Here is a 23568-nt window from a genome sequence, read left to right on the forward strand (position 1 = left end):
AACCTATCCGCCACGCCGCAGAAGCGACATCCACATGCCCGACAGGCGTCGCAGGCGCGGGGTCAGGCGGTCGGCGACACAGGCGTCGGCGGCGGTGCGGATCGCGGCGCTTTGCGTCGGATAGGCATGGATGACACCCGACAGCGCGCGCAGCCCGATCCTGCGTTCCATCGCCAGCGTGATTTCGTTCAGCATGTCACCGGCGTGACGCGCGACGACCGTGGCGCCGAGGATCCGGTCACCGCCCTGGCGCACGCGGATCTTGACGAAACCGGTTTCCTCGCCGTCGGTGATGGCGCGGTCGTTCTCGTGCATCAGGACGGTATAGGTCTTGATCGGAATACCCTGGCTGATGGCCTGATCGGCCCGCAGCCCCACATGGGCGATCTCGGGGTCGGTAAAGGTGCACCACGGGATTATCTGACGGCTGAGCCTTTGCCGTCCGAAGAACAGCGCGTTTCGCACCGCGATGCGGGCCGCGGCATTGGCCACATGGGTGAACATGTGCCCGCCACAGACATCGCCCGCGGCAAACACCCGCCGGTTGGTCGTGCGCATGAAATCATCCACCTCAATGCCGGTTTCGGGATCGGCGGCAATACCCGCTGCCGCCAGGTCCAACCCCGCAATCCGGGGCACCCGCCCGACACCGGTCAACACCTCGTCCACCGTGATCGCGAAACGGTCGCCGCCGGTGCTGAGCGTGATTTCCTTGCCTTCGGACGTGGTGCGCGCGCTGACGGCCGTGGTGTTCAGGTGAACCTGCACCCCGTCGCGCGCCAGCGATTCCGACAGCAGTTGCGCCGCGTCGCGTTCTTCCTCCGGCAGGAACTTGGGCGCGTCGTGGACAAGCACGATCCCGACCCCAAGGCGGCAGAGCGCCTGCGCCATTTCACAGCCCAGCGGGCCGCCACCGATCACCATCATCCGGCGGGGCAGGGTGTCACGGTCAAACAGCGTCTCGACCGTCTCGAAACCGATCTCGGCCAGACCGGGAATGGCGGGCGGGCGCAGCACGCCGCCGGTGGCGACCAGGGCGCGCAGGAACCGCAGGGTGGCATCGCCCACCCGCACCGAGCGGTGATCGGCAAAGCGGGCCTTGCCGAAAAACAGGTCGATGCCTTCGGATTTCAGCAGTTCGGCGGTTTCCGACCGGCTGATCCGGGCCTGCACCTTGCGCACCCGCTGAAGAGCCAGGGCCGGATCGGGTGTTTCGCCCGCGGCATCGGCCCCGAAATGCCGCGCCCTGCGCGCATCGGCATAAAGCTTGCCACTGCGGATGATCGCCTTGGTCGGCACGCAGCCGATATTCGTGCAATCGCCGCCGATCGCCCCCGCCTCGATCAGCGCCACGCGCGCGCCCAGCCGCGCGGCGATCCGGGCCGCCGTCAAACCGGCGGGACCGGCACCGATCACGACAAGGTTGTAGGGGCCGGCGGGCGCGGGGTTGTTCCAATCGTCGGGCCTGAGGTTGCGCCGAAGCTCCAGCCGCGGATCCGTGGAGTCGTGATCGAACGTGGCCTTATTCATCCAACCAGCCCCCCTTGAACCCGGCCCGGCGCAGCCCGGTGTTGCAGACCTGCGAGGCGCGCATCAGATCCCATATCATGCCGCTGCGATGATTTTCGATCATCAGCACCAGCAACCCCTGATCCAGCCCGTAGATCCGCGGCGAGATCCAGCCTTCGGGCCCTTCGCCGGGAAGGCTGGGGTTGAACGACCCGAGAAACCTGTCGTCGCGCAGCATGCCCGGATACCGGTGCAGCATGGTGCGCAGGGCCGCCATGGCGGTGGTCGGCGCAAAGGGCATGGCCGCGGCCGGCGCCCATCCGGCAAGGGTGCCGTCATCCGGGCCGAAAGGCGCGCCGCGTGCGGTGTATTCCAGGAATTGCCGGCCGGTATCATCTGCGGTGTTCATGGCGCCGCCCGGCCCGTCACAGGCGGTAAGGCCCCAGCAATTCGCGTCGTAACCCGCAAAGCCCCGTGGGTTCAGGCGGGCGTAATCGCTCTGGATCTGTACGGCGCGGCGGGTGTTGGTGAAATAGGTGATGCCCTTTTCCCGGTTGAAGCCGTCGCCGATGGTGCGGAAATCCAGCCAGATGTGGGAAAACAGGTGGATGAACAGCGGTCCGGCATAAAGCGTGTCGTGGCCATAGATTTTCTCCCACTGATAGGTGACGCGCCATGCACGATAGCTGTCGGGCGGAACGGGATGGGTGTCGGACCCCAGCGCAAGGACATAGAGGATCAACGCCTCGGAATAGCCCTCCCAATCATAGCGGATGAAACCGGTTTCCGGGTGCCAGCCCTGGGATAAAGTGTCGCCCCGGTCCAGCGCCCAGGGCCATTCGACCGACGCGATCAGAGCGCGGGCCAGGGCGCGCACCTCGGCCTCGTCCGGGGTGTCGGCGTCGAAATAGCAGGAGGCGGCCTCGCACCCGGCCAGCAGCAGGGCGGTGTCGATCAGCGACAATTCGCAGTTCCAGACCCGCCTGCCGCGCTCCATATCCAGAAAGTGATAGAAGAATCCCCGATGCCCGGTGCCGGTTTCGTCGCCGCCCTGTTCGGCATGGGTGAAGAAGCGCAGCGTCGCCAGCGTCAGGGCAAGGGCGCGGTTCCGATCCATCCAGCCCCGCGCCACACCGACCGGCCAGCAGGTGAGCGCAAAGCCGACGACCGCGATGCTGGCGGGCGCGCCATCATCCGAATTGTCCGCCACCAGGCCGTTGTCCGGGTTCGCGTTCTCGAGCATCCAGTCGAACGCCGCACGTTGCAGGGCGTCCAGCAGGGCGTCGTCGTCAAGATCGCCCAAGGTCACGGGATGACCTTTCGTGGCGCGACCTGCATCATAGGGCGATGCCGTCCTGCGGCGCGACGGCCACGTCATTTATCTTCACCTCTGCCCCCTCGACCACAATGTCGAATGTCTTGCCCTCCAGGGTCAACCGCGCCTTGAAGCCGGGCCAGTCGGACGGGAGGACCGGGGCCACGAACAGCCGGTCGCCCTTGCGGCGGATGCCCAGGATGGCCTCGACCGCCGCGCGGTAGAGCCAGCCGCCCGAACCGGTGTACCAGGTCCACCCACCGCGACCGGCCTTGTCATCGGCGCCATAAATGTCGGCCGCCACCACATAGGGTTCGACCCGGTAATGATCGGCGGCCGCACGCGTCAGGGCATGGTTGATCGGGTTCAGCATGTCGAAACACCGCTTGGCATCGTCGCCGCGCCCCAGAAGCGCCAGCGCATAGACCACCCATGTAGCCGCATGGGTGTATTGGCCGCCGTTTTCACGCACGCCGGGGGGATAGCCCTTGATATAGCCGGGCTCCTGCGCGGTTTCGGCAAAGGGCGGGGTGAACAGCCGGACGATCCGCGCGTCGTCATCGACAAGGTGGTGCAGCACCTGATCCATGACGTCGTTCTGGCGCGCCGGATCGCCCTGGCCCGACATCACGCTCCAGGATTGGGCGATGGAATCGATCCGGCACTCGGTGCTGTCCTGCGATCCAAGGGGCGTTCCGTCGTCGTAATACCCGCGCCGGTACTGGGAGCCGTCCCAACCGTTGCTTTCGATCGCCTGAGTCAGCACGGCAAGGTGGGCGCGCAAGTGTTGCGCGCGTTCCGCTTCACCGCGTGCCTCGGCCACCGGGGCGAAGACGTCCAGCGCATGGGCCAGGAACCAGCTCAGCCAGACGCTTTCGCCGCGCCCGTCTTCACCGACGCGGTTCATCCCGTCGTTCCAGTCGCCGCCAAGGATGAGGGACAGCCCACGTTCACCCGTCCGGTCGATGGCAAGGTCGAGAGCGCGCGCGGCATGTTCGTAAACGCTGGCGGTTTCGTCGGAGGTTTCGGGCTGGAAGAACCTGTCGTGTTCACCCGGCTCAAGCGCGGGCCCGGTCAGGAACGGCACGACTTCGTCCAGCACCGATGCGTCGCCGGTGCTGTCGATGTATTGCGTGATCCCGTAGGTCAGCCAGACCACATCGTCCGAGATCATCGTGCGCACCCCGGCACCGGTTTCCGGCAGCCACCAGTGCTGCAGATCGCCTTCGGGAAACTGGCGCCCTGCCGCATTGACGATCTGCGCGCGCGCGAGTGTCGGATCATGCAGCAGCAGCGACAGCGTGTCCTGAAGCTGGTCACGGAAACCGAAGGCCCCGCTGGCCTGATAAAACGCCGAGCGCGCCTCGATCCGGCAGGCCAGCGTCTGATACGGCAGCCAGCGGTTGACCATGATGTCGAAGGCCGGATCAGGCGTATCAACCTGAAGGACGTTCAGGAAATCGTCCCAGGTCTTTGTGGTCGCGGCCTTCGCGGTATCGAAGCTGTCCGCCCCGTGGCGCCGGGCCAGGGCCTTGGCCGCTTCGCGCCCCGCCGCGTCGCCCAGCACAAGCGTGACGGTGCGGCTTTCGTTGGGCGCAAGGGTCAGGTCGATGGCCAGCGCGGCGCAAGGATCGCCGTTGCTGGCGTCATCCGAGGGCAGCGCCGCACCCTGCGCCACCGTATCCGGCAGGAAGGCCGATCCGCGGCCCAGGAATTCCCCCCGGTTCATGGTGAACGAGGACAGCGGCGCGTCGCTGGCCAGAAACGCGGTGCGGCCGGGAAACTGGATCGAGAACGGATTTTCGGCCATCAGGATGCCGGCATCCTCGAAGGTGCGCAGCATCGGCGCGGTCTTGTCGCGGTTGTTGCCCATGACCCATTCGGCCTGGCAATAAAGCCGCAGTTGCCGGGTGGTCGGCCCGTCGTTGGTGACGGAAAGCCGGGTGATCTTGACCGGGTCCTGCGGATCGACAAGCTGGGTCGCCGTGATGGTCAACGGCCCGTCGGTACAGGACAGGCGGCTGATCCCGGCGCTGTGCGTGGCTTCGAACCGGGCGTGGGGGCGGGTCGACAGGGCGGCGAAGGGGGTGAACACCTCGTGACTGTCCAGGTCGGTCAGGTGGATGGTTTCGCCGGGGCGGTTGATGACGGGATCGTTGGACCAGGGGGTCAGGTGATGATCGCGCGAGTTGCGGCTCCAGGTGAAGCCCGCGCCCTCGGCCGAGACATGGAAGCCGAAATCGCCGTTCGAGACGACGTTGATCCAGGGCTGTGGTGTCGACTGTCCCGTGCCAAGGCGCACGACATAATCGCGCCCGTCCTGCGAAAACCCGCCATAGCCGTTCCAGAACTGAAGATCGCCCTGATCGCCCTTGGGGCGGTGGCGTGCCACCGCCGTGCCCGGTTGCGCGGGACGGGGCCGTGCGACGGGCGGGGGCGGGTCGGCGCGCGGCGCGCCCAGTGTCTCGGCCCGGTCGATCTGGGTCGAGAACATGCCGTTGCGCGCGTGCAGCACGACGCGCGCCGCCGCCATCAGCGCATCATAGGATTGCTCGGCCAAGGCATCGCGGCGCAGGGTGAAGATGTGATCGCGCGCCGAGGGCACCAGGCTGCGCGCGCGGGTGGACTCGGCGATTTCCTCCAGCGTGGTCTGAAGGTCCTGAACATAGGACGCGGCCCGTTCGTTCACGATCACGAGGTCGGTGTTCAATCCGCGACTATAGAGATAGTTCTGCGCCCGCAGTGCCTTGCGGGCCACGGCGATGTCATCGACGGTATCGATCCGCAGGACCATGATCGGATGATCGCCCGAAATTCCCATCGGCCAAAGCGCGGACTGGGCCGCCGCCTTGGCCACAGGACCATTGCTGGCCAAGGGCGGATCCGGCCAGATCAGGTAGGACGCCAGCCGCTTGAACATCACGGCTTCGATCAGGTCGCTGCCGGTATGGCGCAACTGGATCTGCGACCGGGTCCAGGCCTGCATCGCCTCATAGGTGAATGTCTCCTGGTGCATGAAATGCTGCACCGCCTGATCGACCTCGGCGCGTGAGGGGGCGGCGATCGTCCAGAAGATCAGCCGCGCGGTGCCGCCTGCCGGCACCAGCAGGGTCCGGCGCAATGCAAAGATCGGGTCAAGCGTGAAGCCGTCGGTCGCGTCCAGCGCGGCCCCGCTGTCAAACGCCGCCGCATCGCCCAGGGTGCGACCGCGCCCGATGAACCGGCGCCGGTCGGTCTCGGCCTCGGCGGCACCGACACCCGCGCCGCAATCAACCAGCATATGCGCCACCCGCATCGCCGGTTCATCCGCGCGGCGCGGGTTGCGGCGGGCATGGATCACCTGCCGGTTGCGCGACACTTCGGTGTGCACGAACATCTTGGAAAAGACCGGGTGGGCGAAATCGGCATCGGCAGGCCCGATCACCGGTTCGCAATAGGATGTCACTTCGATCAACCGGTCGCGCGATCCGGTGTTGGTCAGGGTCAGGCGCCGCCCTTCCGCGTCGCGGTCGCTGGCCACGATCACGTCGATCTGCGAGCGCAGGTTGCCGACGGTCTTGTGATACTCGACCTTGCTGTCGGAGATGACGGTTTGTGCCGCCTCGCCCGCGGCAGGGCGCGGATCGACGCTGGCCGACCACCAGTCGCCGGTGCCGGTGTCGCGCAGGAACAGATAGGGTCCGGCACCCGGCTCCACCGGATCCGGCCGCCAGCGGTTGACGGCCTGTCCGTTCCATGTCGCCCGCCCCGAACCGCGTGACGACAACAGCAGCGCGTAATGTCCATTCGACAGCAAACCCGCCGCGTTCGGTTGGGTGCCGGGGCTGTCGATCACCAGGCTTTCCCGTGCCGACAGTTCGGCGCGCCCCTTGACCGGCTCGGCCTCGATGCGGGCGACCTTGCGCGGCACGGCGCGCGGCGCGCGCTCCTGCAGCAACAGTTCGGACGCCTCGATCACGGCATCGGAGTGGAACCGTTCACGCAACCGGCCTTCGTGAACGACGTTGGAAATCGCGGCAATCGACATGCCGTGATGATGCGCCATGAAATTGCGCACCACGGCGAAGCTTTCGTGTTCGGACACCCGCGCCGGGGTGAAATCCAGCGCGTCGTAAAACCCGTAGCGGCCAAGCGCGCCCATCTGCTGCAACCGTGCGAGATTGGCGACAGCGGCCGCCGGCTGGAACTGGCTGGCCAGCATGGTGGCATAGGGTGCGACGACGGCCTGGCTTGCCAGACCCCGTTTCAGACCCAGCGAGGGCATGCCGAAGGTCATGTACTGATAGGTCATTTCCGGATCGCGGGCGTTGAACGCGCTTTCCGAAACCCCCCAGGGCAATCCGCGCCGCTTGCCATGGGCGATCTGGCGGCGCACCGAAAGGCGGTTGCTCTGGTTCAGGATGCTGCCCTGCTGTTCCTGCATCACCAGCGTCGGCATCAGGTATTCGAACATCGATCCGGACCACGACATAAGCGATCCGCGCGCCCCGACCGGCACGATGGGGCGGCCCAGGCGGAACCAGTGTTCCGTGGCAAGATCCCCCTTGGCGATGCCGAAGAAGCTGGCCAATCGCGCCTCGGAGGCCAGCAGGTCATAGGCGGATTCGTCCAGCGCATCGTCATCGACCCGATAGCCGATCGACAGCAGTTTGCGGTCACGGTGCAGAAGGAAGGCGAAATCCATCCCGAAGGCCATCGCGCGGGCCGTTTGCGCCACGCCTTGCAGACGGATGCGCAGGTCATCGCGCGCCTCGCGGGTCAGCGTCGCATCGGCGATCCGCGCCTCGCAGCCGCGGCGCAGGGTGCCAGCCCATTCGACGACCGATCCGCTGGCCGCGGTGTCCGTTTCGGCGGCATAGTCGCGGGCCAGCGTTTCGATATCCGCCGCGATCACCGACAGGCCGATGACACGGACCGACGCCATTTCCGGCTCGGCCTCCATCCGGCCCAGGGCGCGACGGAATTCCGCGATGCGTTCGGTCAGATGATGGCGCAGCGGGCGCAGGGTGCGCCGGTCATCCGGGACGTTTGCGATTTCGGCGCTCAGCACACCGGCCGCATCGCGCAGGCCGTCAAAATCAGGCTGGAACTGCGCAAAATGCGCTGCCGCCCAGTCGGTGCAGGCTGCCGACACGGCGATCAGATGACCGGCAAGGTTGCCGCTGTCCACGGTGGAGACATAGCGCGGCTCAAGCGGCGCGGCGCGCCGGGTGTCGTACCAGTTGTAGAGATGACCCCTGTGTTTCTCCAGCGTCTCGGCCGATGCCAAGGTCCGCTCAAGCCGGGTGACGGTATCGGCGAGGGCGATCCAGCCGAAATCGCGCGCCGCCACGACCGACAGCAGGTAAAGGCCGATATTGGTGGGCGAGGTGCGTTCGGCGATGACGGGCGCGGGGAGTTCCTGGAAGTTGTCCGGCGGCAGCCAGTTCTGATCGGCGGTTACGAAGGTTTCGAAATAGGTCCAGGTGCGCCGCGCCACCTGTCGCAAGGCGTCGCGATCGGTGGGCGAGAGGACAAGCTGATCCTCGGTTTCGGCCGATCGGCTGACGGACCAGGCGACAAAAGGCGCCGCCGCCCAGACAAGGCCAAACACCACCGCCAGGGGCCACGCGCCGCCGAAGGCAAGCGTCGCCGCCACGGCGGTCAGGCTGATGGCGACAGACCATCGCATCGACGACCAATAGGCGAACGGCGAGGTGCGCACGATGCGCGGCGCGGCGCTTGCCGCCTGCCATTCCAGAAGGTTGCGCCGGGAAAGAAACAGCCGGTAGAGCGTGCGCAGGATCGCATCCGTCATCACCGTTGCCGTATGGGCGATGAACACGATCCGCAGCACGACCTGTGCCGTGTTGTCGGCGATCTGGTTCGCCAGCCAGTTCAGGTTGGCCTGCCATCCCGTGCCCTCGGGCAGCGTTGTAATCTCGCGCATCAGGCCCAGGGTCGGGGACACGAACAGGCTGAGAACCAGCAGCATTTGCCAGATCGTCGCCTCGGTCACATCCAGCACGATCCATCCCAGGATCGACGCACCCAGCCATGCCACGGGCACCAGGCTGCGCCGCAGGTTGTCCAGCATCTTCCAGCGTTGCAGGGCAGACAACGGCAGGGTGTCGCCGCGCAGATAGGGCAGCAGTTGCCAGTCGCCGCGTGTCCAGCGGTGCTGTCGCGCCACTTCGGTATCATAGCGGATCGGAAAATCCTCGACCAACTCGACATCGGTGACCAGGGCGCAGCGCAGCAGCCCGCCCTCAAGCAGATCATGGCTGAGCACGGTATTCTCGCCGATCCCCTCGGCCGCCATCTCGCGGAAGGTATCGATGTGATACAGGCCCTTGCCGGTAAACGACCCTTCGCCCAGCAGATCCTGATAAACATCCGAAACGGTGAACACATAGGGGTCGAACCCCCGGTTCATCGAGAAGATGCGCTGAAACATCGACGCTTCCTTGCCGGTGGTCAGCGACGCGGTGACGCGAGGCTGCATGATGCCGTATCCGCGCTGCACGGTCCCGGTTTCGGGGTCGATGCGGGGTTGGTTCAGCGGATGCTCCATCTTGCCGACCAGCCGGGTCACCGCGTCGCGCGTCATCCGGGTGTCGGCATCCAGCGTCATGATGTATTTCACATCGTCGGGCAGAGGGGTGTCGGGGGGCAGGAACGTCGTGTCGGTATCGCCACGCAACAGCGCGTCAAGCTCCATCAGCTTGCCGCGTTTGCGTTCCCAACCCATCCACACGCCCTGGCCGGGATTGAACAGGCGGATGCGGTGCAGCAGAAAGAACCGTGTCTTGTCGTCCTGCGCATATCGCGCGGCCAGATCGGCAATGGCGCGCCGGGCATATGCAAGCAGCGCGTCGTCCTCATCGGTCCTCTCGTGGGCGCTGTCCGGCCAGTCGCTGAGCAGGGCATAGCCGATCTCGCCCTTCGGGTTGGACAGGTGATGCACCTCGAGCGTGCGCACCAGGTCATCGATGGTGTCGCGCGATCCGATCAGGCAGGGCACCACGACCATGGTGCGTGCGTGTGCCGGGATCCCGTCGTCATAGGCATAGCCGACCAGCCGCGTCGACGGCGTGAACATCGTCACCAGCGTGTTGAACAATCCGGTCGCCGCCTCGCTGGCCGGAAGCAACGCCAGAAGCGTCAGGAAGATCGCCGCGACGGTTCCGGCCGGCCCGCGCTCGAGCGCGCCATAGGCCACCGCGACCAGCGCCAGCGTGATCAGGCCCACCGGACCGGCGACCGCCAGCCAGTCCAGCGACCGGACCCGGCGACGCAGACGGACATTCCACGGAACCCTGGCCGACAGCGCGGATTCAAGCCGATCGCGGTCGGGGCCGATCAGGAACGATCCGACATCGTGAATGGCGATGTCCGGCCCCGCCGCATCGACCAGGTCAAGGGCCACCTCCGCCACGTCGGGTTCAGGGCGCCGGGACCATTGCGCAAGATCCTCGACCGCGCGGCGATACTGGCTTTGCGACCGCGGATCGAGCGCGGCAAAGTCGGACCGCGCCCGCAGCTGCCTGTCGACCACGCTGACGGATTCCAGCCAGTCGGCCCAATCGATGTCGTTGAGTTTGCGCAGGCTGCGGATCACGTTGCCGATCCGCACGTTGGCGGCGGTCTGGCGGTTCTGCTCGGCGATCAGGGATTCCTCGGTATCGCTGCCTCGGGCCTCAAGGTGTTTTTCGAGCCAAGAAATCGCGTCCTGCATCCGGGCGCTGCCGCCGCCAAGACGATAGAGAAGCTGTCCCGCGAAAGCATCGCTGCGGGCATGGGCGTCATAGTCCGAATTTACCGTCTGAACGCCGCCCTGCGCGTCGGCGCGCGCCAGCATGTCGGCCATCTCATCGGCGTGACCGCGCATGATGCGGGCATGTTCGATACTCTCGGCGATGCGCGCCAGCTCATCGATCAGAACAAACCTGAGAACGGCCGGCATCGCCCAGAGTTCGCCGATCTTCAGTGGGCTGGTTTCCTGAAAACCGGTCACGATGGCGGTCAGTCGCGCCTCGGTCACTTCGAACATCGAATGTTCGGCGCAACTCAGGGCGATCTGCAGGACGCGGGGCTGCGATGGGCGATCTTGCAGCGAAAGCAGGGGAAGCCGGCCGAAAAACGCGGGCGGCAGGTCGCGACGCACCTGTTCGGCGCTTTCAGCCACCAGAAGATAGTTGTCGAGCAACCATTCCGCAGCGGGTGGAATGATACCGCCCGAAGCGCTTGCCGCAAGGTTGGCGCGATAGGTCTCTGAAATGGTGATGCGTGCCTGTTCGACCCGTCGGCGAAACGCCGACCTCTCGCGGCCCGGAGGTTCCGTGACGCCCGATGACGACATTCGTCGGCCGCAATCGGTCAGCTGTTCAAGCGAGAAATACTCTTTTTCTTTCGCGGGAATGTCGGCCGCCTGCGCTGTCGACATCGGATCGACTGAAGCGGACTGTCTCATGGAAGCTCCTGTACTCCAGCCTGCCGCTGTTCAAGCGCCACTAGGCCAATTTGTCAGACCATCACGGTTTCTCTCGACAACGGCTGACATCTCGCTGGTCCGTTCCCCCTGACACGCCCGTTCCCGGGGGCATGCCCCGACATGGGCCTGCGCCGAACCCAGAGCGTGCGGGTGTTCGGGGCCTGAGCGACGTCAAGATACGGGAGAATCGGAACTGCAGATCGTGACATGGTGCTGCCACCGTAAACCGCGACGAAACCGTCAAGAAAAACTGCGCAATCTAACCCTCAACCCATCACGTGGTGGAAAGTTCCATGGGGGCGCTTTCGATGTAACCGGCCCGCCGGACCAGTGGACGCGGTTCCCGATCCTTGCGCGACACATTGGTTGAAGCAGTCCGTCTCAGGTCGAGTTCCGGATCAGGAGCCGGGTGGGGGAGCGGACCTCGTCTTTGGATGTCTTGTCCAGCAACAGCTTCATGGCCCGTTCCGCGATATCGTCCGCGGAAAGGTCGATGGTGGTGATGCCGCCGACGATCCACTGGTAGGCTGACGGATTTCCATAGCCGACGAAAGCCAAGGCGCCCGGCAGGTCGACATCGCGTCGCAAGCAGGCGTCCAGCGCGCCGCTGCAGATCTCGAACCCGCCGCAAATCACTGCATCGGGAGGGGTGGGACGATCGAGAAGCACCTCCATCTGGGATCGCCCCATCGCGAAGCCGGGTGCGCCGGTCCGGATCAGGTCCGGATTGTCCGTCAGCGATTGCGCAGCGATTGCCGCCCGGAAGGCGGCTGCGCGGTCCTTGCCGGACGACAGGGACTCGTCGGCGCCGATGAACGCGATCCGCATGTGGCCGCGGTGGGCAAGATGATCTACGGCCGCCGCAATCGTGGGCGCGTCTTCGATGATCAATCTTCCGACCACGTTCGAGTGCGGGCGGGTGCGGATGAATTCGATCAGGCGCATATGGTCATGAAAACGCGGTGTATCGGGATGCGCCACCGGTGTCGGCACCATGATGACCGTCCCGGCCTGCAATGCCTGAAGGCGTGCGAGGGCCTGATATTCGCGATCCGCCTCGTCATTCGTCAGATGGATGACAAGGTCGTATCCGCTGTCGGCGCAAAGCAGTGCCAGCGTGTTGGCGAAGCGGGCGTAGAACTCATTGACGATGTTGGGCAACAGCAGGCCGACGATGGCCGTGGGATCGCCGCGCATCGCGTTGGCGGCCGAGCTTTTCACATAACCCAGTTCGCGCGCCCGGGCGAGGATCAGATCGCGCGTCGCTGGCTTCACGTTCGGATGACCCGACAGCGCACGCGACACGGTCATATGCGACAGGTTCAGGTCTTTGGCGATGGATTTGAGTGTCGCGCGCATGAGGTCAGTCTCGTCAGGAGGCGTGGCCATCCTTTCCATCCGGGCTTGACAAGTCAAGGAAGCCATTGCAAATGTGCACGTGAACTGTTCACGTGCACATTGTTGTTTGCGGAACCGCGAAGCGACCTTTTGCAAACAAGGTCCGACGCAGCGCAGGGGAGGAGATAGGGATGACACCGACGTTCGAAGATCGCTGCGCTGATCTCCTTGACGATCTGGGGCTGTGCGGGCCGGGCGGCATCGATTCGGTCGATCGGCTGACCGGCGGCGTGGCCTCCGACATCGCTGCCGTTCGCGTCGGCGACAGGGTGCTGTGCGTGAAATTCGCTCTTGCGCAACTGGCCGTGGCGGAAGAATGGCTTGCCCCCGTCCATCGCAGCAGGGCGGAATACGCCTGGCTTTCGGTTGCCCGCAAGTGCGACCCAGAAACCGCGCCCGCGCTTTTCGGTTATTCCGAGCGGTTGAACGGCTTTGCCATGGAATACATCACCGGGCCGGATGTCTATCTCTGGAAATCCGCGCTGCTGGATCGAGCCGCCGACCGGGGCGAGGCGGAAAGGTTGGGCCACGTTCTGGGCCGCATCCACCAAATCTCCACGGCGCCCGGTTTCGAGAGCTCATCGTTCGACAACATGGCCGATTTCGATGCCTTGCGCATCGATCCATACCTGCGCTTCACCGCTGCGCGGCATCCGGATATCGCGGCGCCCCTGACCGCAATGGCCGAGACCCTTCGAGAAAGCCGGTCGGCGCTGGTGCATGGTGACGTCAGCCCGAAGAACATTCTGCTGCGGAATGGCGATCCGGTGATCCTGGACGCAGAATGCGCGACGATGGGCGATCCTGCTTTCGACGTCGCGTTCTGCCTTAACCACCTGATCCTGAAAGCGTTTCACATTCCGGGCGACCGCGAGGCCCTGCTGCGCCGTGCTGCGGAGTTTGCCACGGCCCACGCGACACATGTGTCTTGGGAGAAGGCAGCATCACTCGAGCAGCGGGTCGCGCGACTGGTTCCCATGCTGATGCTGGCCCGGATCGACGGCAAGTCGCCGGTCGAATACCTCGATACCCCCACGCGGCAGGTGGTGCGTGATGCCGCAAAGGTGTTGATCGCCGGCCCGCCCGCCTCGCTGAACGAACTTATGGAGCGACTGTCATGAACGATGCCGGACCCGATACTGCTGCAATATCCTCGCTTGCTGCGCGGCGCGTCTGGGACAGCCGCGGCAACCCCACGGTCGAAGTCGAGGTGCATTGTGCCGGCGGCGCCATCGGCCGTGCCATCGCACCCGCAGGCGCGTCGCGCGGCACCCGCGAGGCGGTGGATCTGCGCGACGGTGGCGCGGCTCTGGGCGGGACCGATGTCCGCAGGGCCATCGTTGGCGTGAACGACATCATCGCACCCTTGCTTGGGGGGATGGATGCGACCGCCCAGGGCGCGGTCGATGCGGCGTTGATCGACTGCGACGGCACCGAGCTGAAAACGCGGTTGGGCGGCAACGCGATGGTCGCGACCTCGCTGGCGGTTCTGCATGCGGGCGCGGCGGCACGCGGGGTGCCGCTCTGGCGTCATGTCGCCGATCTTTCGGGCGCAGGGCCGTCGTTGCCGTTGCCGGAAATCCAGATCTTCGGCGGCGGCGCCCATGCAGGACAGCGGGTCGATGTCCAGGATTTCATGGTGATGGTGCCGGGCGCGGACAGCTTTGACGAGGTGATGGAAATCACGTCCGAGATCTATCGCGCCGCCGGCAAGATCATGGCGAGGCGCGGCAAATTGGCTGGTGTCGCCGACGAAGGCGGCTGGTGGCCCATGTTCGACAGCAACGAAGAGGCCCTCGAAACCCTGGTCGCCGCCATCGAGGCGGCGGGCGAGACGCCCGGGGACCGGGTTGTCATATCGCTCGACATCGCGGCCTCCGAATTCGGCAGGAACGGTCGCTATCGGCTTGCGCTGGAAGATCGGGACCTGGATCGCGACCAGATGATTTCCCAGTTGGGGCGCTGGCTTGACGCCTATCCCATCGCTTCGATCGAGGACCCGCTGGCCGAGGATGACGCGCAAGGCATGGCGGCCTTTACCGCCGAGTTCGGCCATCGGGTTCAGATCATCGGCGACGATTATCTTGTCACGAACGCCACGCTGGTGGATCGCGCTGCCGATGACGGGGCGTGCAACGCCGTGCTGATCAAGGTCAACCAGGCGGGAACGCTGACGGACTCGATGCGGTGTCTCGAACGCGCCCGCGCCCGGGGTTTTCGCGCCATCGTTTCGGCCCGTTCGGGCGAGACGGAGGATGTCTCGATCAGCCACCTGGCGGTGGGGCTCGGGGTTGGACAGCTGAAGGTCGGCTCGTTCACGCGGTCCGAACGGATGGCGAAATGGAACGAATGTCTGCGCATCGCCGATGCGTTGCCACGCGGCGCCTACGTGCGCGGCGCGCCTCTGGCGAAGACGTGGTGGGGACAGCGAAAGGAAGGAACGTCATGAAACTGTTGCGATACGGCGACCGATACGGAAGCAAGGTGCCCTGCGTCATGGATACAGAGGGGCAGGCGCGCGACGTGTCTTCGCTGGTCACGGATTTCGGGCCGCGGACCCTGTCGCCCGATCTGCTGGACCGGCTGCGCGCCGCGGATCTGTCGCGCCTGCCGGTCGTGGATCCGACCGGCCTGCGTGTCGCGCCTCCCACGGCGCAACCCTTCAACATCTGGTGCGTCGGGCTGAATTATTCGGACCATGCCGCCGAGGCGGGCCTGCCGATCCCGGACGAGCCGATCCTGTTCAACAAATCCACCGCCACCTATTGCGGCGCCGACGACCCGATCCTGTTCTCGCCACGGATGACAAAGCTGGATTGGGAGGTCGAGTTGGGAATCGTCATCGGCAGGCCGACCCTGGGCATCACGCGGGAACAGGCGATGTCCCACGTAGCGGGCTTTGTCCTGGTCAACGATGTGTCGGAACGCGCCTGGCAGATGGAGCGCGGCGGTCAGTGGGTCAAGGGCAAGAGCTTTCCCAACTTCTGCCCCACCGGGCCATGGCTGGTGACGCCGGACGAGGTGGGTGATCACGGCGCGCTCGACATGTGGCTGGATGTGAACGGGACGCGCAAGCAGACCGGAAACACCGCATCGATGATTTTCGATGTGGCGACGATCGTGTCCTACATGAGCGAGTTCTGCCAGCTGGAGCCGGGCGATCTGATCTGCACCGGCACGCCGCCGGGGGTGGGGGCGGGAATGAAGCCGCCGCAGTGGTTGTCGCCGGGCGACACCGTGTCGCTTGGTATCGCCGGCCTTGGCGAACAGCACCAGACCGTGACCCGGATAGAGGATTTGGCATGAACACCTATGATTACGAAGGACGCGTCGCAGTCATCACCGGCGGCGCGAACGGCATCGGGGCGGCCATCGCCGCACGGATGGCCGCATCCGGGGCGCGGGTCGCGATCTGGGACATGGACGTGGGCGCACCCGAGGCAAAGGTCGCGGACCTGTCCGACGATGCACGCCTGTTGGTGCAGGTCGACGTCAGCGATCCGGCCAGCGTCGCCGCCGCGCTGGACAAGACCCAGGGCGCGTTCGACCGGATCGACGTTCTGGTAAACTCGGCCGGGATTGCCGGGCCGACCCATGCCCTGGCCGATTATCCGCCCGACATGTGGCGCCGCGTGCAGGAGGTGAACCTGGACGGCACGTTCCTGTGCTGTCAGGCCGTCGCCCCGGGGATGACCGCGCGCGGCTATGGGCGCATCGTCAACGTGGCCTCGATCGCCGGCAAGGAGGGCAATCCCAACGCCTCGGCCTATTCGGCGTCGAAGGCTGCCGTGATCGCCCTGACCAAGTCGCTGGGCAAGGAGTTGGCCGGATCCGACATCGCGGTCAACTGCATCACCCCGGCGACCGCACAGACTCGGATCCTGGAGCAGGTCAGCGCCGAGTTCATCGATTACATGCGATCGAAAATACCCCGCGGGCGGTTCGTCACGGTCGACGAGATCGCCTCGATGGTCCTGTGGATGGCTTCCGGCGAAAACTCGTTCACCACCGGGGCGGTCTTTGACCTGTCGGGCGGTCGGGCAACATATTGAGGAGACTGGGATGAGCAACCTTTCCGGACAGATCGCCCTTGTGACCGCCGCCGGGCAGGGCATCGGGCGCGCCGTGGCCGAACGGCTGATGGCGGACGGCGCCGAGGTGCATGCAAGCGACATGAACGGCGCGGCATTGGAGGGTGCGGGCTTTGCCTCGTCCACGGCTGTGGATGCGACCGACGCGGCGGCCGTCGCCGCCTGGATCGCGCCGTTCGACCGGATCGACACGCTGGTCCATGCCGTCGGCTATGTCCATCAGGGAACGATCGAGGAGTGTTCGCCCGCCGACTGGCGGCGCAGCATGTCGATCACGCTGGACAGTGCTTATGTCGTGATCGCGGCCTGTGTGGGACGGATGCGGGCCCATGGCGGAAGCGTGACGACCATCGCCTCGGTCGCTTCTTCGACCAAGGGCTTTCCCAAACGGGCCGCCTATGGGGCCGCCAAGGGCGGGGTGATCGGGCTGACAAAAGCCTGCGCCGCCGACTATCTCGCCGAGCGTATCCGTTTCAACGCGGTCTGCCCCGGCACCGTCGACAGTCCGTCACTGCGCGAACGGATCGGCGATCTTGCGCAGACCATGGGCAGCGTCGAGGCCGCCGAGAAGTGGTTTCTTGACCGCCAGCCCGCCGGTCGCCTTGGCACCCCGGAAGAGATCGCCGGAATGTGCGCCTTTCTGGCCAGCCACGACGCCCGGTTCATCACCGGCCAGACGATCAACGTCGATGGTGGCATCACCATCTGACCCTGCAAGACGACAGTCATCAAACGGGAGGAACCAGGATGAAACGATTCAACATACCGCTCTGCACGACGCTTATGCTGGGTGTCAGCACATTCGCGCTGCACGCCGAACCCAAGACCAACATGCTGCACCAATGGGCGCAGGGGTCCGAGGCCGAGGCGATCGCCGTTCTGGGTGAAACCTTCGAGGCACAGGGCGGCACCTGGTCGCAGACTGCCATGTCGGGCCATACCTCGGCCACCCTGGCCAAGCTGCGCTCGGACGTCGTATCGGGCAATGCACCCGCTGCCGTGCAACTCAAGGGTCCCGAAATCTCGGAGTGGACGGCGACGGGACGCACCGCGAACCTCGACGATCTTGCCACGGCCGAGGGGTGGGACGATGTCGTCGCGCCCGAGCTCTTGTCGGTGATGAAACCCGAGGGAAACTGGGTCGCCGCGCCGATGAACATCCACCGCGTCAACTGGCTCTATTCGTCCAAGAAGATGCTGGACGATATGGGCATCGAGGTGCCGAAAACCTGGGCCGATTTCAACGCGGCCTGCGACGCGATCAAGGAAGCGGGCAAGACCTGCATCGCCCACGGCGCGGCAGATTGGTCCGACACGACCACGTTCGACAGTGTCGTCTATGGCATGGACATCGATCTGTATCGCCGCGCGTTCCAGGAGGCCGATGTCGACGCCATGCGCAGCCAGGGGATGATCGACGCGTTTGCCCAGTTGCGCAAGATGGTCGGCTACATGGACGAGGGGATCAACGGTCGTTCCTGGGAGCAATCGATGGCCATGACGATGGACGGCGATGCCGCCTTTTTCCTCATGGGCGACTGGACCGTCGCCTCGGCCAACCTGGCCGGATACGAGGAGGGCGTCGATTACCTGTGCAACCAGACGCCTGTCGATTGGGGCGGGACAGGCTATATCCTGAACGCCGACTCGGTCGTGTTCTTCGAACAGAGCGATCCCGACTACATCGAGGGCCAGGAACTTCTCGCGAAGATCATCATGTCGCCGGAATTTCAGGTGACATTCAACGTGGCCAAGGGGTCGATCCCGTCGCGCACCGATGTCGATCTGTCCGTGGGCGGCTTTACCGACTGCCAGCAGCAATCCCAGGCCGATCTGGTCGCCGCCGTCGATGAGGGCACACTGGTCCGGTCCATGGCGCACAACATGACCGTCCTGCAAAAGTATCGTGGCGCGATGATGGAGGTCATTACCGAATTCGTGGCCGACGACAGCATCACCCCCGAAGAGGCCGCCAATCAGCTTGCCGATGCGGTCGAGCTGCAAAGCTGAACCAACACCCCCGCTTTGCCATGTGCGGGGCGGGGTTTTCGGATTTGCAAGAGAGAAGGGAGGACCATGTCGTTACCTGCATCCTCCGGCGGTCTGGGCCGCTGGTTGGGCGATCACATCGCCCAGATCGTTCTGATCCCGACCCTGCTGGCCAGTTTCGCCTATGTCGTCCTGTTTTCGGTCTGGACCTTCTGGTTGTCGGTCTCGACGTCGACCATGCTGCCCGACCCGACGTTTTCCGGCTTCGGTGAATATGCGGCCCTGTGGCAGAGCAAACGCTGGACGGTGTCGTTCAGCAACCTGTTCGTCTTCGGCACGTTCTATGTGATTGGTGCCATGGTGGTCGGCACGCTGCTGGCGATCCTGATCGACCAGCGGGTAAAGTTCGAGGCGGTCTGGCGCACGATCTTCCTTTATCCCCTCGCGATTTCGTTCATCGTCACCGGAACCGTCTGGCGGTGGATTTTCCATCCGCAGACCGGGGTCGAACTGGCGCTGCACGACATGGGCTGGATTTCAGCTCAGTTCGACTGGATCACCGATCGCGACCTGGCACTTTATGTCGTCGTGATCACGGCGATCTGGCATGCGTCGGGCTTTGCGATGGCGCTGATCCTGGCGGGGCTGCGCTCGGTCGATGGCGATATCGTCAAGGCGGCGCAGATCGATGGGGCCTCGGTGCCGCGCACCTATGCCCGGGTGATCCTGCCGACAATCTGGCCGATCTTCCTGGCCGTAGCGGTGGTTCTGCTGCAATTCGCGATCAAGACCTACGATCTGGTGGTCGCCCTTACCCAGGGCGGGCCGGGTGTGGCCACAACCGTGCCGGCCATCGTCGTGTTCGATCTGATGTTCGAACGCGGTCAGATCGCCCAGGGCTCGGCGGCTGCGGTGATGATCCTGGTGGCGCTTGGCATCGTGCTGATCCCCTATGCGCTTTATATGCGGTGGCGGAAACGCCAGGAAGGTGGCGACCATGGCTGAGACAACCCATGCGGATTTCGATGCCCTGTCCACGGGCAGCCTGCGGCGGCGGATCACGGCCAAGGCCATCGTCTATGCGCTTCTGACGGTCTTTGCCCTGTTCTATCTGATGCCGATCGTCATCATCCTGGCCAACACCCTGCGCCCGCTTGACGACATCGTGCGCACCGGTTTCATCGCCTGGCCCGCCGACCCCTCGCTGTCGCACTGGGCCGAGGCCTGGAGCACCTTCTGCATCGGTGGCACCTGCGAGGGTGTGTCGCGCTATTTCAAGAACTCGCTCGCCATGGCGATCCCGGCCACGATCATTTCCACGATGCTGGGGCTGATCAACGGCTATATCCTGTCGAAATGGCGGTTCCGGGGGGCCGATCTGTTGTTCGGCCTGATCACGCTGGGCGTCTTCCTGCCGCCGCAGATGACGCTGCTGCCCTGGGCGTGGGTGCTGGGCAATGTCGGGCTGTCCAATACCATCAGCGGGCTGATCCTTGTCCATGTGGTGCAGGGCGTATCGTTCACGACGTTGTTCTGTCGCAACTACTTCCTTGCCATTCCCGATGACCTGATCAAGGCGGCGCGGATCGACGGCGCGGGTTTCTGGCGCATTTTCCGCCGCATCGTCCTGCCGCTGTCGCCACCCATCGTGATCGTCGCGGTGATCTGGCAATTCACCGGCATCTGGAACGAATTCCTGTTCGGCACGATCTTCACCTCGGGCGACAAGCAGCCGATCACCGCCGCCATCGTCGCCTTCTCGGGTTCGGGCACCGGCGAGCGGCATTACAACGTCGAGGCGGCCGCAGTCATCATGGCCGCGCTGCCGCCGCTGTTCATATACCTCGTGGGGGGCAAGTACTTTGTGCGCGGTCTCACCTCGGGCGCCGTCAAATAGGAAAGGGATCCCATGTCCTCGCTTGAAATAAAGGATCTGCGCAAGCGGTTCGGCAATGTCGAAGTGCTGAAGAACATCAACCTTGCGGCGGACTCGGGCGAATTCATAGCACTGGTCGGGCCGTCTGGGTGCGGCAAGTCGACGTTGCTGGCCATGATCGCCGGCCTGGAAAGCGTCAGTTCCGGCGAGATCCGCATCGACGGGCGGGTGGTGAACGACGCCGCGCCCAAGAATCGCGACATCGCGATGGTGTTCCAGTCCTACGCCCTTTATCCGACCATGACCGTGCGCGAGAACATGTCGTTCGGCATGGAAAGCCGCCGCGTGCCGAAGGCCGAACAGGCGACAACCATCGCCCGCGTTGCCGAAATGCTCCAGATCGAGCCATTGCTGAATCGCAAGCCCAGTCAATTGTCCGGCGGTCAGCGCCAGCGCGTCGCCATGGGCCGCGCCTTGGTGCGCGACCCCAAGCTGTTCCTGTTCGACGAACCGCTGTCCAACCTCGATGCCAAGCTGCGCATCGAGATGCGCGCCGAGATCAAGCGCCTGCACGACACCGTGGGCAAGACCACCGTCTATGTCACCCATGATCAGGTCGAGGCGATGACGCTGGCCAGCCGCATCGCCGTGATGTTCGGCGGCGTGCTTCAGCAATACGACACCCCGCGCGAGATCTATCGCAACCCCGTCAACCGGTTCGTCGCGGGTTTCATGGGATCGCCGACCATGAACTTTCTTGATGCCACGGTCGGTGAAGGTGGCCTCGTGCTGGATGGCGGTGCCGTGGTGCCGCTGTTGCCGGACCAGTTCCCGCGTCTGTCCACGGGTCGGAAGGTCGTCTGGGGGGTGCGTCCGGAACATTTCAGCCCGGCCGCGGAACGGCGGGCAGAGCGGCGCGGCGGCGTTTCTGTCCCGATCAAGGCACAAGTCGACATGTTGGAGCCCACCGGCGCCGAGACCATCCTGTTCACCCGCATCTCGGGACAAAAGGCGCTGATCTCCGTCGATGCCGACGATGCGCCCGAAGCGGGCGCTCCAACGCAGATGGCCGTCGACATGGGCAAGACCTGTCTGTTCGATCCCGAAACGGACCTGCGGCTGTGACCGCGCGCTACTCTGATCTTGCCGGACGGCGCGTTGCGGTCACCGGCGGCGCCAGCGGAATCGGCGCCGCCATCGTCGCCGCGTTCCACGCCCAGGGCGCCCGGGTGACCTTTTTCGACATCGATGCTGCGGCGGGAACGATGCTGGCGTCGTCCCTGGGGGACGGCGCGCGGTCTGTCGCGCTCGACCTCACCGACCTGACCGCGCTGCAGGCTGCTTTTGCCGCCGAACAGGCGGACGGCGGCTTTGATGTGCTGGTGAACAATGCCGGCCATGACGACCGCCACCGGCTGGAGGATGTGACGCCGGCCTATTGGCGCGACCGCATGGCGGTGAACCTGGACCATCAGTTCTTTGCCGCGCAGGCCGTCATTCCGGCCATGCGCGCGACGGGGCGAGGCGCCATCGTCAACATGGGTTCGATCGCCTGGCGGGTCGGTCTGACCGACGCTCCGGCCTATGTCACCGCCAAGGCCGCGATCGAAGGCTTGACCGGGGCCTTGGCGCGCGACCTTGGACCCGACGGAATCCGCGTGAATTGCGTTCTGCCGGGTTTCGTGCGCACGCCGCGTCAGACCGAGAAGTGGCTGACACCCGAGTTGCGCGAGACGGTCATGCGAAATCAGTGCCTTAAGCGATTTACCGAACCGGAAGACGTGGCCGCGATGGTCGTGATGCTTGCCTCGGAAGAAGCCCGCGCAATCACAAACCAGACATTAGTCGTCGATGCCGGGTGGTCTTGATTGCAGGTTCACATCCGCGACAAAATCACAGCTCTGACGACCAAGAGAGCGAGGCGTCGATATTCGGTGGGACGGGATCATGGAAGGCGCAGAGACGACAGCCGATCATACCCAAGGTAGGAAAAAACTGACGCGGACATACGCCGGAGAGGTTGTTGTGACGATGCCGACCCGCTGCGTGCGTTCGGTCAGCAGATGCGAGCCTTCAACCAGCCGGGTGATTTCCAGCGTCCCGGATGCGCGATATCTCATTCGCCGTCGTCCCTATCCGCGGTCATGCTGTCATGAGCAGGCATAGTTCCAACGTCCAGTCGGCACGACTTCCCCAGATCACGGGATCCCCAGCCCGCCAGGCGTTTCGCCACGGGCTCAAGATATTCCTTCGACCAACCGTGATACAGGCTCGGGGCAATACCTCAACAGCGGCACAACGCGCCAATGCCGTCCTCGCCTGTCAGTCCCGTCCAGCACGAAACCGATCTTCTCTTCCGTCGAATACCGCTTTCGCGTCGCGCGGCGGATGTCCGTGACAACCTTTTTCCGTGATTTTTGCGTGTGCGGGTTTCTGTCTCATCTTCACTCCTCGGGGATTACGATGGGCCAAAAATCCTCTCTTATCATGACCTGCCGCCGCTGCTCCTTCATTCATAGCGAGAGCCTGCGCGCGGGCTGTTGCGCTGCTCCCCAACCTTGGGCCGCCGGTATCTGGATTTTTCCGAGTCCGGCCACTGGTCAGCGCCAGCTGCACCGTTTTATGCCGAATACCTCCTGATTCCTCAGTTGGCGCTCTCCACCTTCCCCGCGAAAGTCCCAGATGCGCGGCGACCGGCAGCGGCGTCCTGGTGCCGCGCGCCCGTTTGCGGCCGCGGCGTCGTTTTACCGACAACCCCTCCTCGCAGTAGATACGATAGAGCTTCTCGAGGTTCATGATCATCTGCTTGCGCCCCAGCGGGACGTCGATCCGGCGATAGCTGAGCTACTCCCCGATCATTGGACAGGATCTGGCATAAATTAAGCTACTCGTTGCACCTGGTGATCGGGTTGGGTTC

At 64.8% G+C, this 23568-nt stretch carries 15 protein-coding genes and 1 pseudogene; 10 read left to right on the forward strand and 6 right to left on the reverse strand.

The window, feature by feature from the left end; all coding sequences use genetic code 11:
* Window positions 1-3: 3 nt before the first annotated feature.
* From CFP68_RS14640 to CFP68_RS14655, 4 genes are all read right to left on the reverse strand, one after another.
* Window positions 4-1530, reverse strand: coding sequence for a mercuric reductase (locus CFP68_RS14640; protein WP_099827677.1), 1527 nt, complete (start codon window positions 1528-1530; stop codon window positions 4-6).
* On the reverse strand, window positions 1523-2887 hold the full coding sequence (locus tag CFP68_RS14645) for a glucoamylase family protein (protein WP_099827678.1): 1365 nt from the start codon (window positions 2885-2887) through the stop codon (window positions 1523-1525). The genes CFP68_RS14640 and CFP68_RS14645 overlap by 8 nt, the downstream gene beginning before the upstream one ends.
* Window positions 2847-11276: a glycoside hydrolase family 94 protein gene (locus CFP68_RS14650; protein WP_099827679.1), complete on the reverse strand. Its 8430-nt coding sequence runs from the start codon at window positions 11274-11276 to the stop codon at window positions 2847-2849. Before CFP68_RS14650 ends, CFP68_RS14645 begins: the two co-directional genes overlap by 41 nt.
* Before the next feature lie 402 nt (window positions 11277-11678).
* The gene (locus tag CFP68_RS14655; protein ID WP_145953461.1) at window positions 11679-12791 is read right to left on the reverse strand and encodes a LacI family DNA-binding transcriptional regulator; all 1113 of its coding nucleotides are present in this window, start codon (window positions 12789-12791) and stop codon (window positions 11679-11681) included.
* Window positions 12792-12826: 35 nt separating this feature from the next.
* Between CFP68_RS14655 and CFP68_RS14660 the strand changes: the two genes are divergently transcribed.
* The 10 genes from CFP68_RS14660 to CFP68_RS14705 all read left to right on the forward strand — a co-directional run bounded on the left by CFP68_RS14660 (window position 12827) and on the right by CFP68_RS14705 (window position 22519).
* The gene (locus tag CFP68_RS14660; protein ID WP_099827681.1) at window positions 12827-13816 is read left to right on the forward strand and encodes a phosphotransferase family protein; all 990 of its coding nucleotides are present in this window, start codon (window positions 12827-12829) and stop codon (window positions 13814-13816) included.
* Entirely contained in the window at window positions 13813-15144 is a 1332-nt protein-coding gene (gene eno, locus CFP68_RS14665) for a phosphopyruvate hydratase (protein ID WP_099827682.1), read from the forward strand. The genes CFP68_RS14660 and eno overlap by 4 nt, the downstream gene beginning before the upstream one ends.
* Window positions 15141-16001 (forward strand): fumarylacetoacetate hydrolase family protein, encoded by an 861-nt coding sequence (locus CFP68_RS14670; RefSeq protein WP_099827683.1) that lies wholly within the window; start codon window positions 15141-15143, stop codon window positions 15999-16001. Before eno ends, CFP68_RS14670 begins: the two co-directional genes overlap by 4 nt.
* Window positions 15998-16747 carry an SDR family NAD(P)-dependent oxidoreductase gene (locus tag CFP68_RS14675; protein WP_099827684.1) on the forward strand — a complete coding sequence of 250 codons (750 nt, stop codon included), beginning with the start codon at window positions 15998-16000 and terminating at the stop codon, window positions 16745-16747. Before CFP68_RS14670 ends, CFP68_RS14675 begins: the two co-directional genes overlap by 4 nt.
* Before the next feature lie 10 nt (window positions 16748-16757).
* The gene (locus CFP68_RS14680) at window positions 16758-17495 is read left to right on the forward strand and encodes an SDR family oxidoreductase (protein ID WP_099827685.1); all 738 of its coding nucleotides are present in this window, start codon (window positions 16758-16760) and stop codon (window positions 17493-17495) included.
* A gap of 38 nt (window positions 17496-17533) precedes the next feature.
* Window positions 17534-18796, forward strand: coding sequence for an ABC transporter substrate-binding protein (locus tag CFP68_RS14685; protein ID WP_099827686.1), 1263 nt, complete (start codon window positions 17534-17536; stop codon window positions 18794-18796).
* Between the two features lie 66 nt (window positions 18797-18862).
* A complete protein-coding gene (locus CFP68_RS14690) occupies window positions 18863-19780 on the forward strand; it encodes a carbohydrate ABC transporter permease (protein ID WP_099827687.1) in 918 nt (305 codons plus the stop codon).
* A complete protein-coding gene (locus tag CFP68_RS14695) occupies window positions 19773-20672 on the forward strand; it encodes a carbohydrate ABC transporter permease (RefSeq protein WP_099827688.1) in 900 nt (299 codons plus the stop codon). Before CFP68_RS14690 ends, CFP68_RS14695 begins: the two co-directional genes overlap by 8 nt.
* A gap of 12 nt (window positions 20673-20684) precedes the next feature.
* Window positions 20685-21776: an ABC transporter ATP-binding protein gene (locus CFP68_RS14700; RefSeq protein WP_099827689.1), complete on the forward strand. Its 1092-nt coding sequence runs from the start codon at window positions 20685-20687 to the stop codon at window positions 21774-21776.
* Window positions 21773-22519, forward strand: a complete 747-nt coding sequence (locus CFP68_RS14705) for an SDR family NAD(P)-dependent oxidoreductase (RefSeq protein WP_099827690.1) — start codon at window positions 21773-21775, stop codon at window positions 22517-22519. Before CFP68_RS14700 ends, CFP68_RS14705 begins: the two co-directional genes overlap by 4 nt.
* Before the next feature lie 105 nt (window positions 22520-22624).
* On the opposite strand, the gene CFP68_RS18125 is transcribed toward CFP68_RS14705, so the two are convergent.
* Both CFP68_RS18125 and CFP68_RS14710 read right to left on the reverse strand, forming a co-directional pair.
* On the reverse strand, window positions 22625-22771 hold the full coding sequence (locus tag CFP68_RS18125; protein WP_158234181.1) for a hypothetical protein: 147 nt from the start codon (window positions 22769-22771) through the stop codon (window positions 22625-22627).
* 565 nt (window positions 22772-23336) lie between these two features.
* Window positions 23337-23489 (reverse strand): annotated as a pseudogene (locus CFP68_RS14710) (IS3 family transposase); the annotation flags it as partial.
* Window positions 23490-23568 lie beyond the last annotated feature (79 nt).

Source organism: Oceaniglobus indicus (assembly GCF_002751875.1).
Classification (GTDB): domain Bacteria; phylum Pseudomonadota; class Alphaproteobacteria; order Rhodobacterales; family Rhodobacteraceae; genus Oceaniglobus; species Oceaniglobus indicus.

Bases quoted from the DNA above. Each gene is read 5' to 3' on its own strand.
- CFP68_RS14640 (WP_099827677.1), bottom strand. From the start codon at position 1,530: ATGAATAAGGCCACGTTCGATCACGACTCCACGGATCCGCGGCTGGAG.
- CFP68_RS14645 (WP_099827678.1), bottom strand. From the start codon at position 2,887: ATGACGTGGCCGTCGCGCCGCAGGACGGCATCGCCCTATGATGCAGGT.
- CFP68_RS14650 (WP_099827679.1), bottom strand. From the start codon at position 11,276: ATGAGACAGTCCGCTTCAGTCGATCCGATGTCGACAGCGCAGGCGGCC.
- CFP68_RS14660 (WP_099827681.1), top strand. From the start codon at position 12,827: ATGACACCGACGTTCGAAGATCGCTGCGCTGATCTCCTTGACGATCTG.
- eno (WP_099827682.1), top strand. From the start codon at position 13,813: ATGAACGATGCCGGACCCGATACTGCTGCAATATCCTCGCTTGCTGCG.
- CFP68_RS14670 (WP_099827683.1), top strand. From the start codon at position 15,141: ATGAAACTGTTGCGATACGGCGACCGATACGGAAGCAAGGTGCCCTGC.
- CFP68_RS14675 (WP_099827684.1), top strand. From the start codon at position 15,998: ATGAACACCTATGATTACGAAGGACGCGTCGCAGTCATCACCGGCGGC.
- CFP68_RS14680 (WP_099827685.1), top strand. From the start codon at position 16,758: ATGAGCAACCTTTCCGGACAGATCGCCCTTGTGACCGCCGCCGGGCAG.
- CFP68_RS14685 (WP_099827686.1), top strand. From the start codon at position 17,534: ATGAAACGATTCAACATACCGCTCTGCACGACGCTTATGCTGGGTGTC.
- CFP68_RS14690 (WP_099827687.1), top strand. From the start codon at position 18,863: ATGTCGTTACCTGCATCCTCCGGCGGTCTGGGCCGCTGGTTGGGCGAT.
- CFP68_RS14695 (WP_099827688.1), top strand. From the start codon at position 19,773: ATGGCTGAGACAACCCATGCGGATTTCGATGCCCTGTCCACGGGCAGC.
- CFP68_RS14700 (WP_099827689.1), top strand. From the start codon at position 20,685: ATGTCCTCGCTTGAAATAAAGGATCTGCGCAAGCGGTTCGGCAATGTC.
- CFP68_RS18125 (WP_158234181.1), bottom strand. From the start codon at position 22,771: ATGAGATATCGCGCATCCGGGACGCTGGAAATCACCCGGCTGGTTGAA.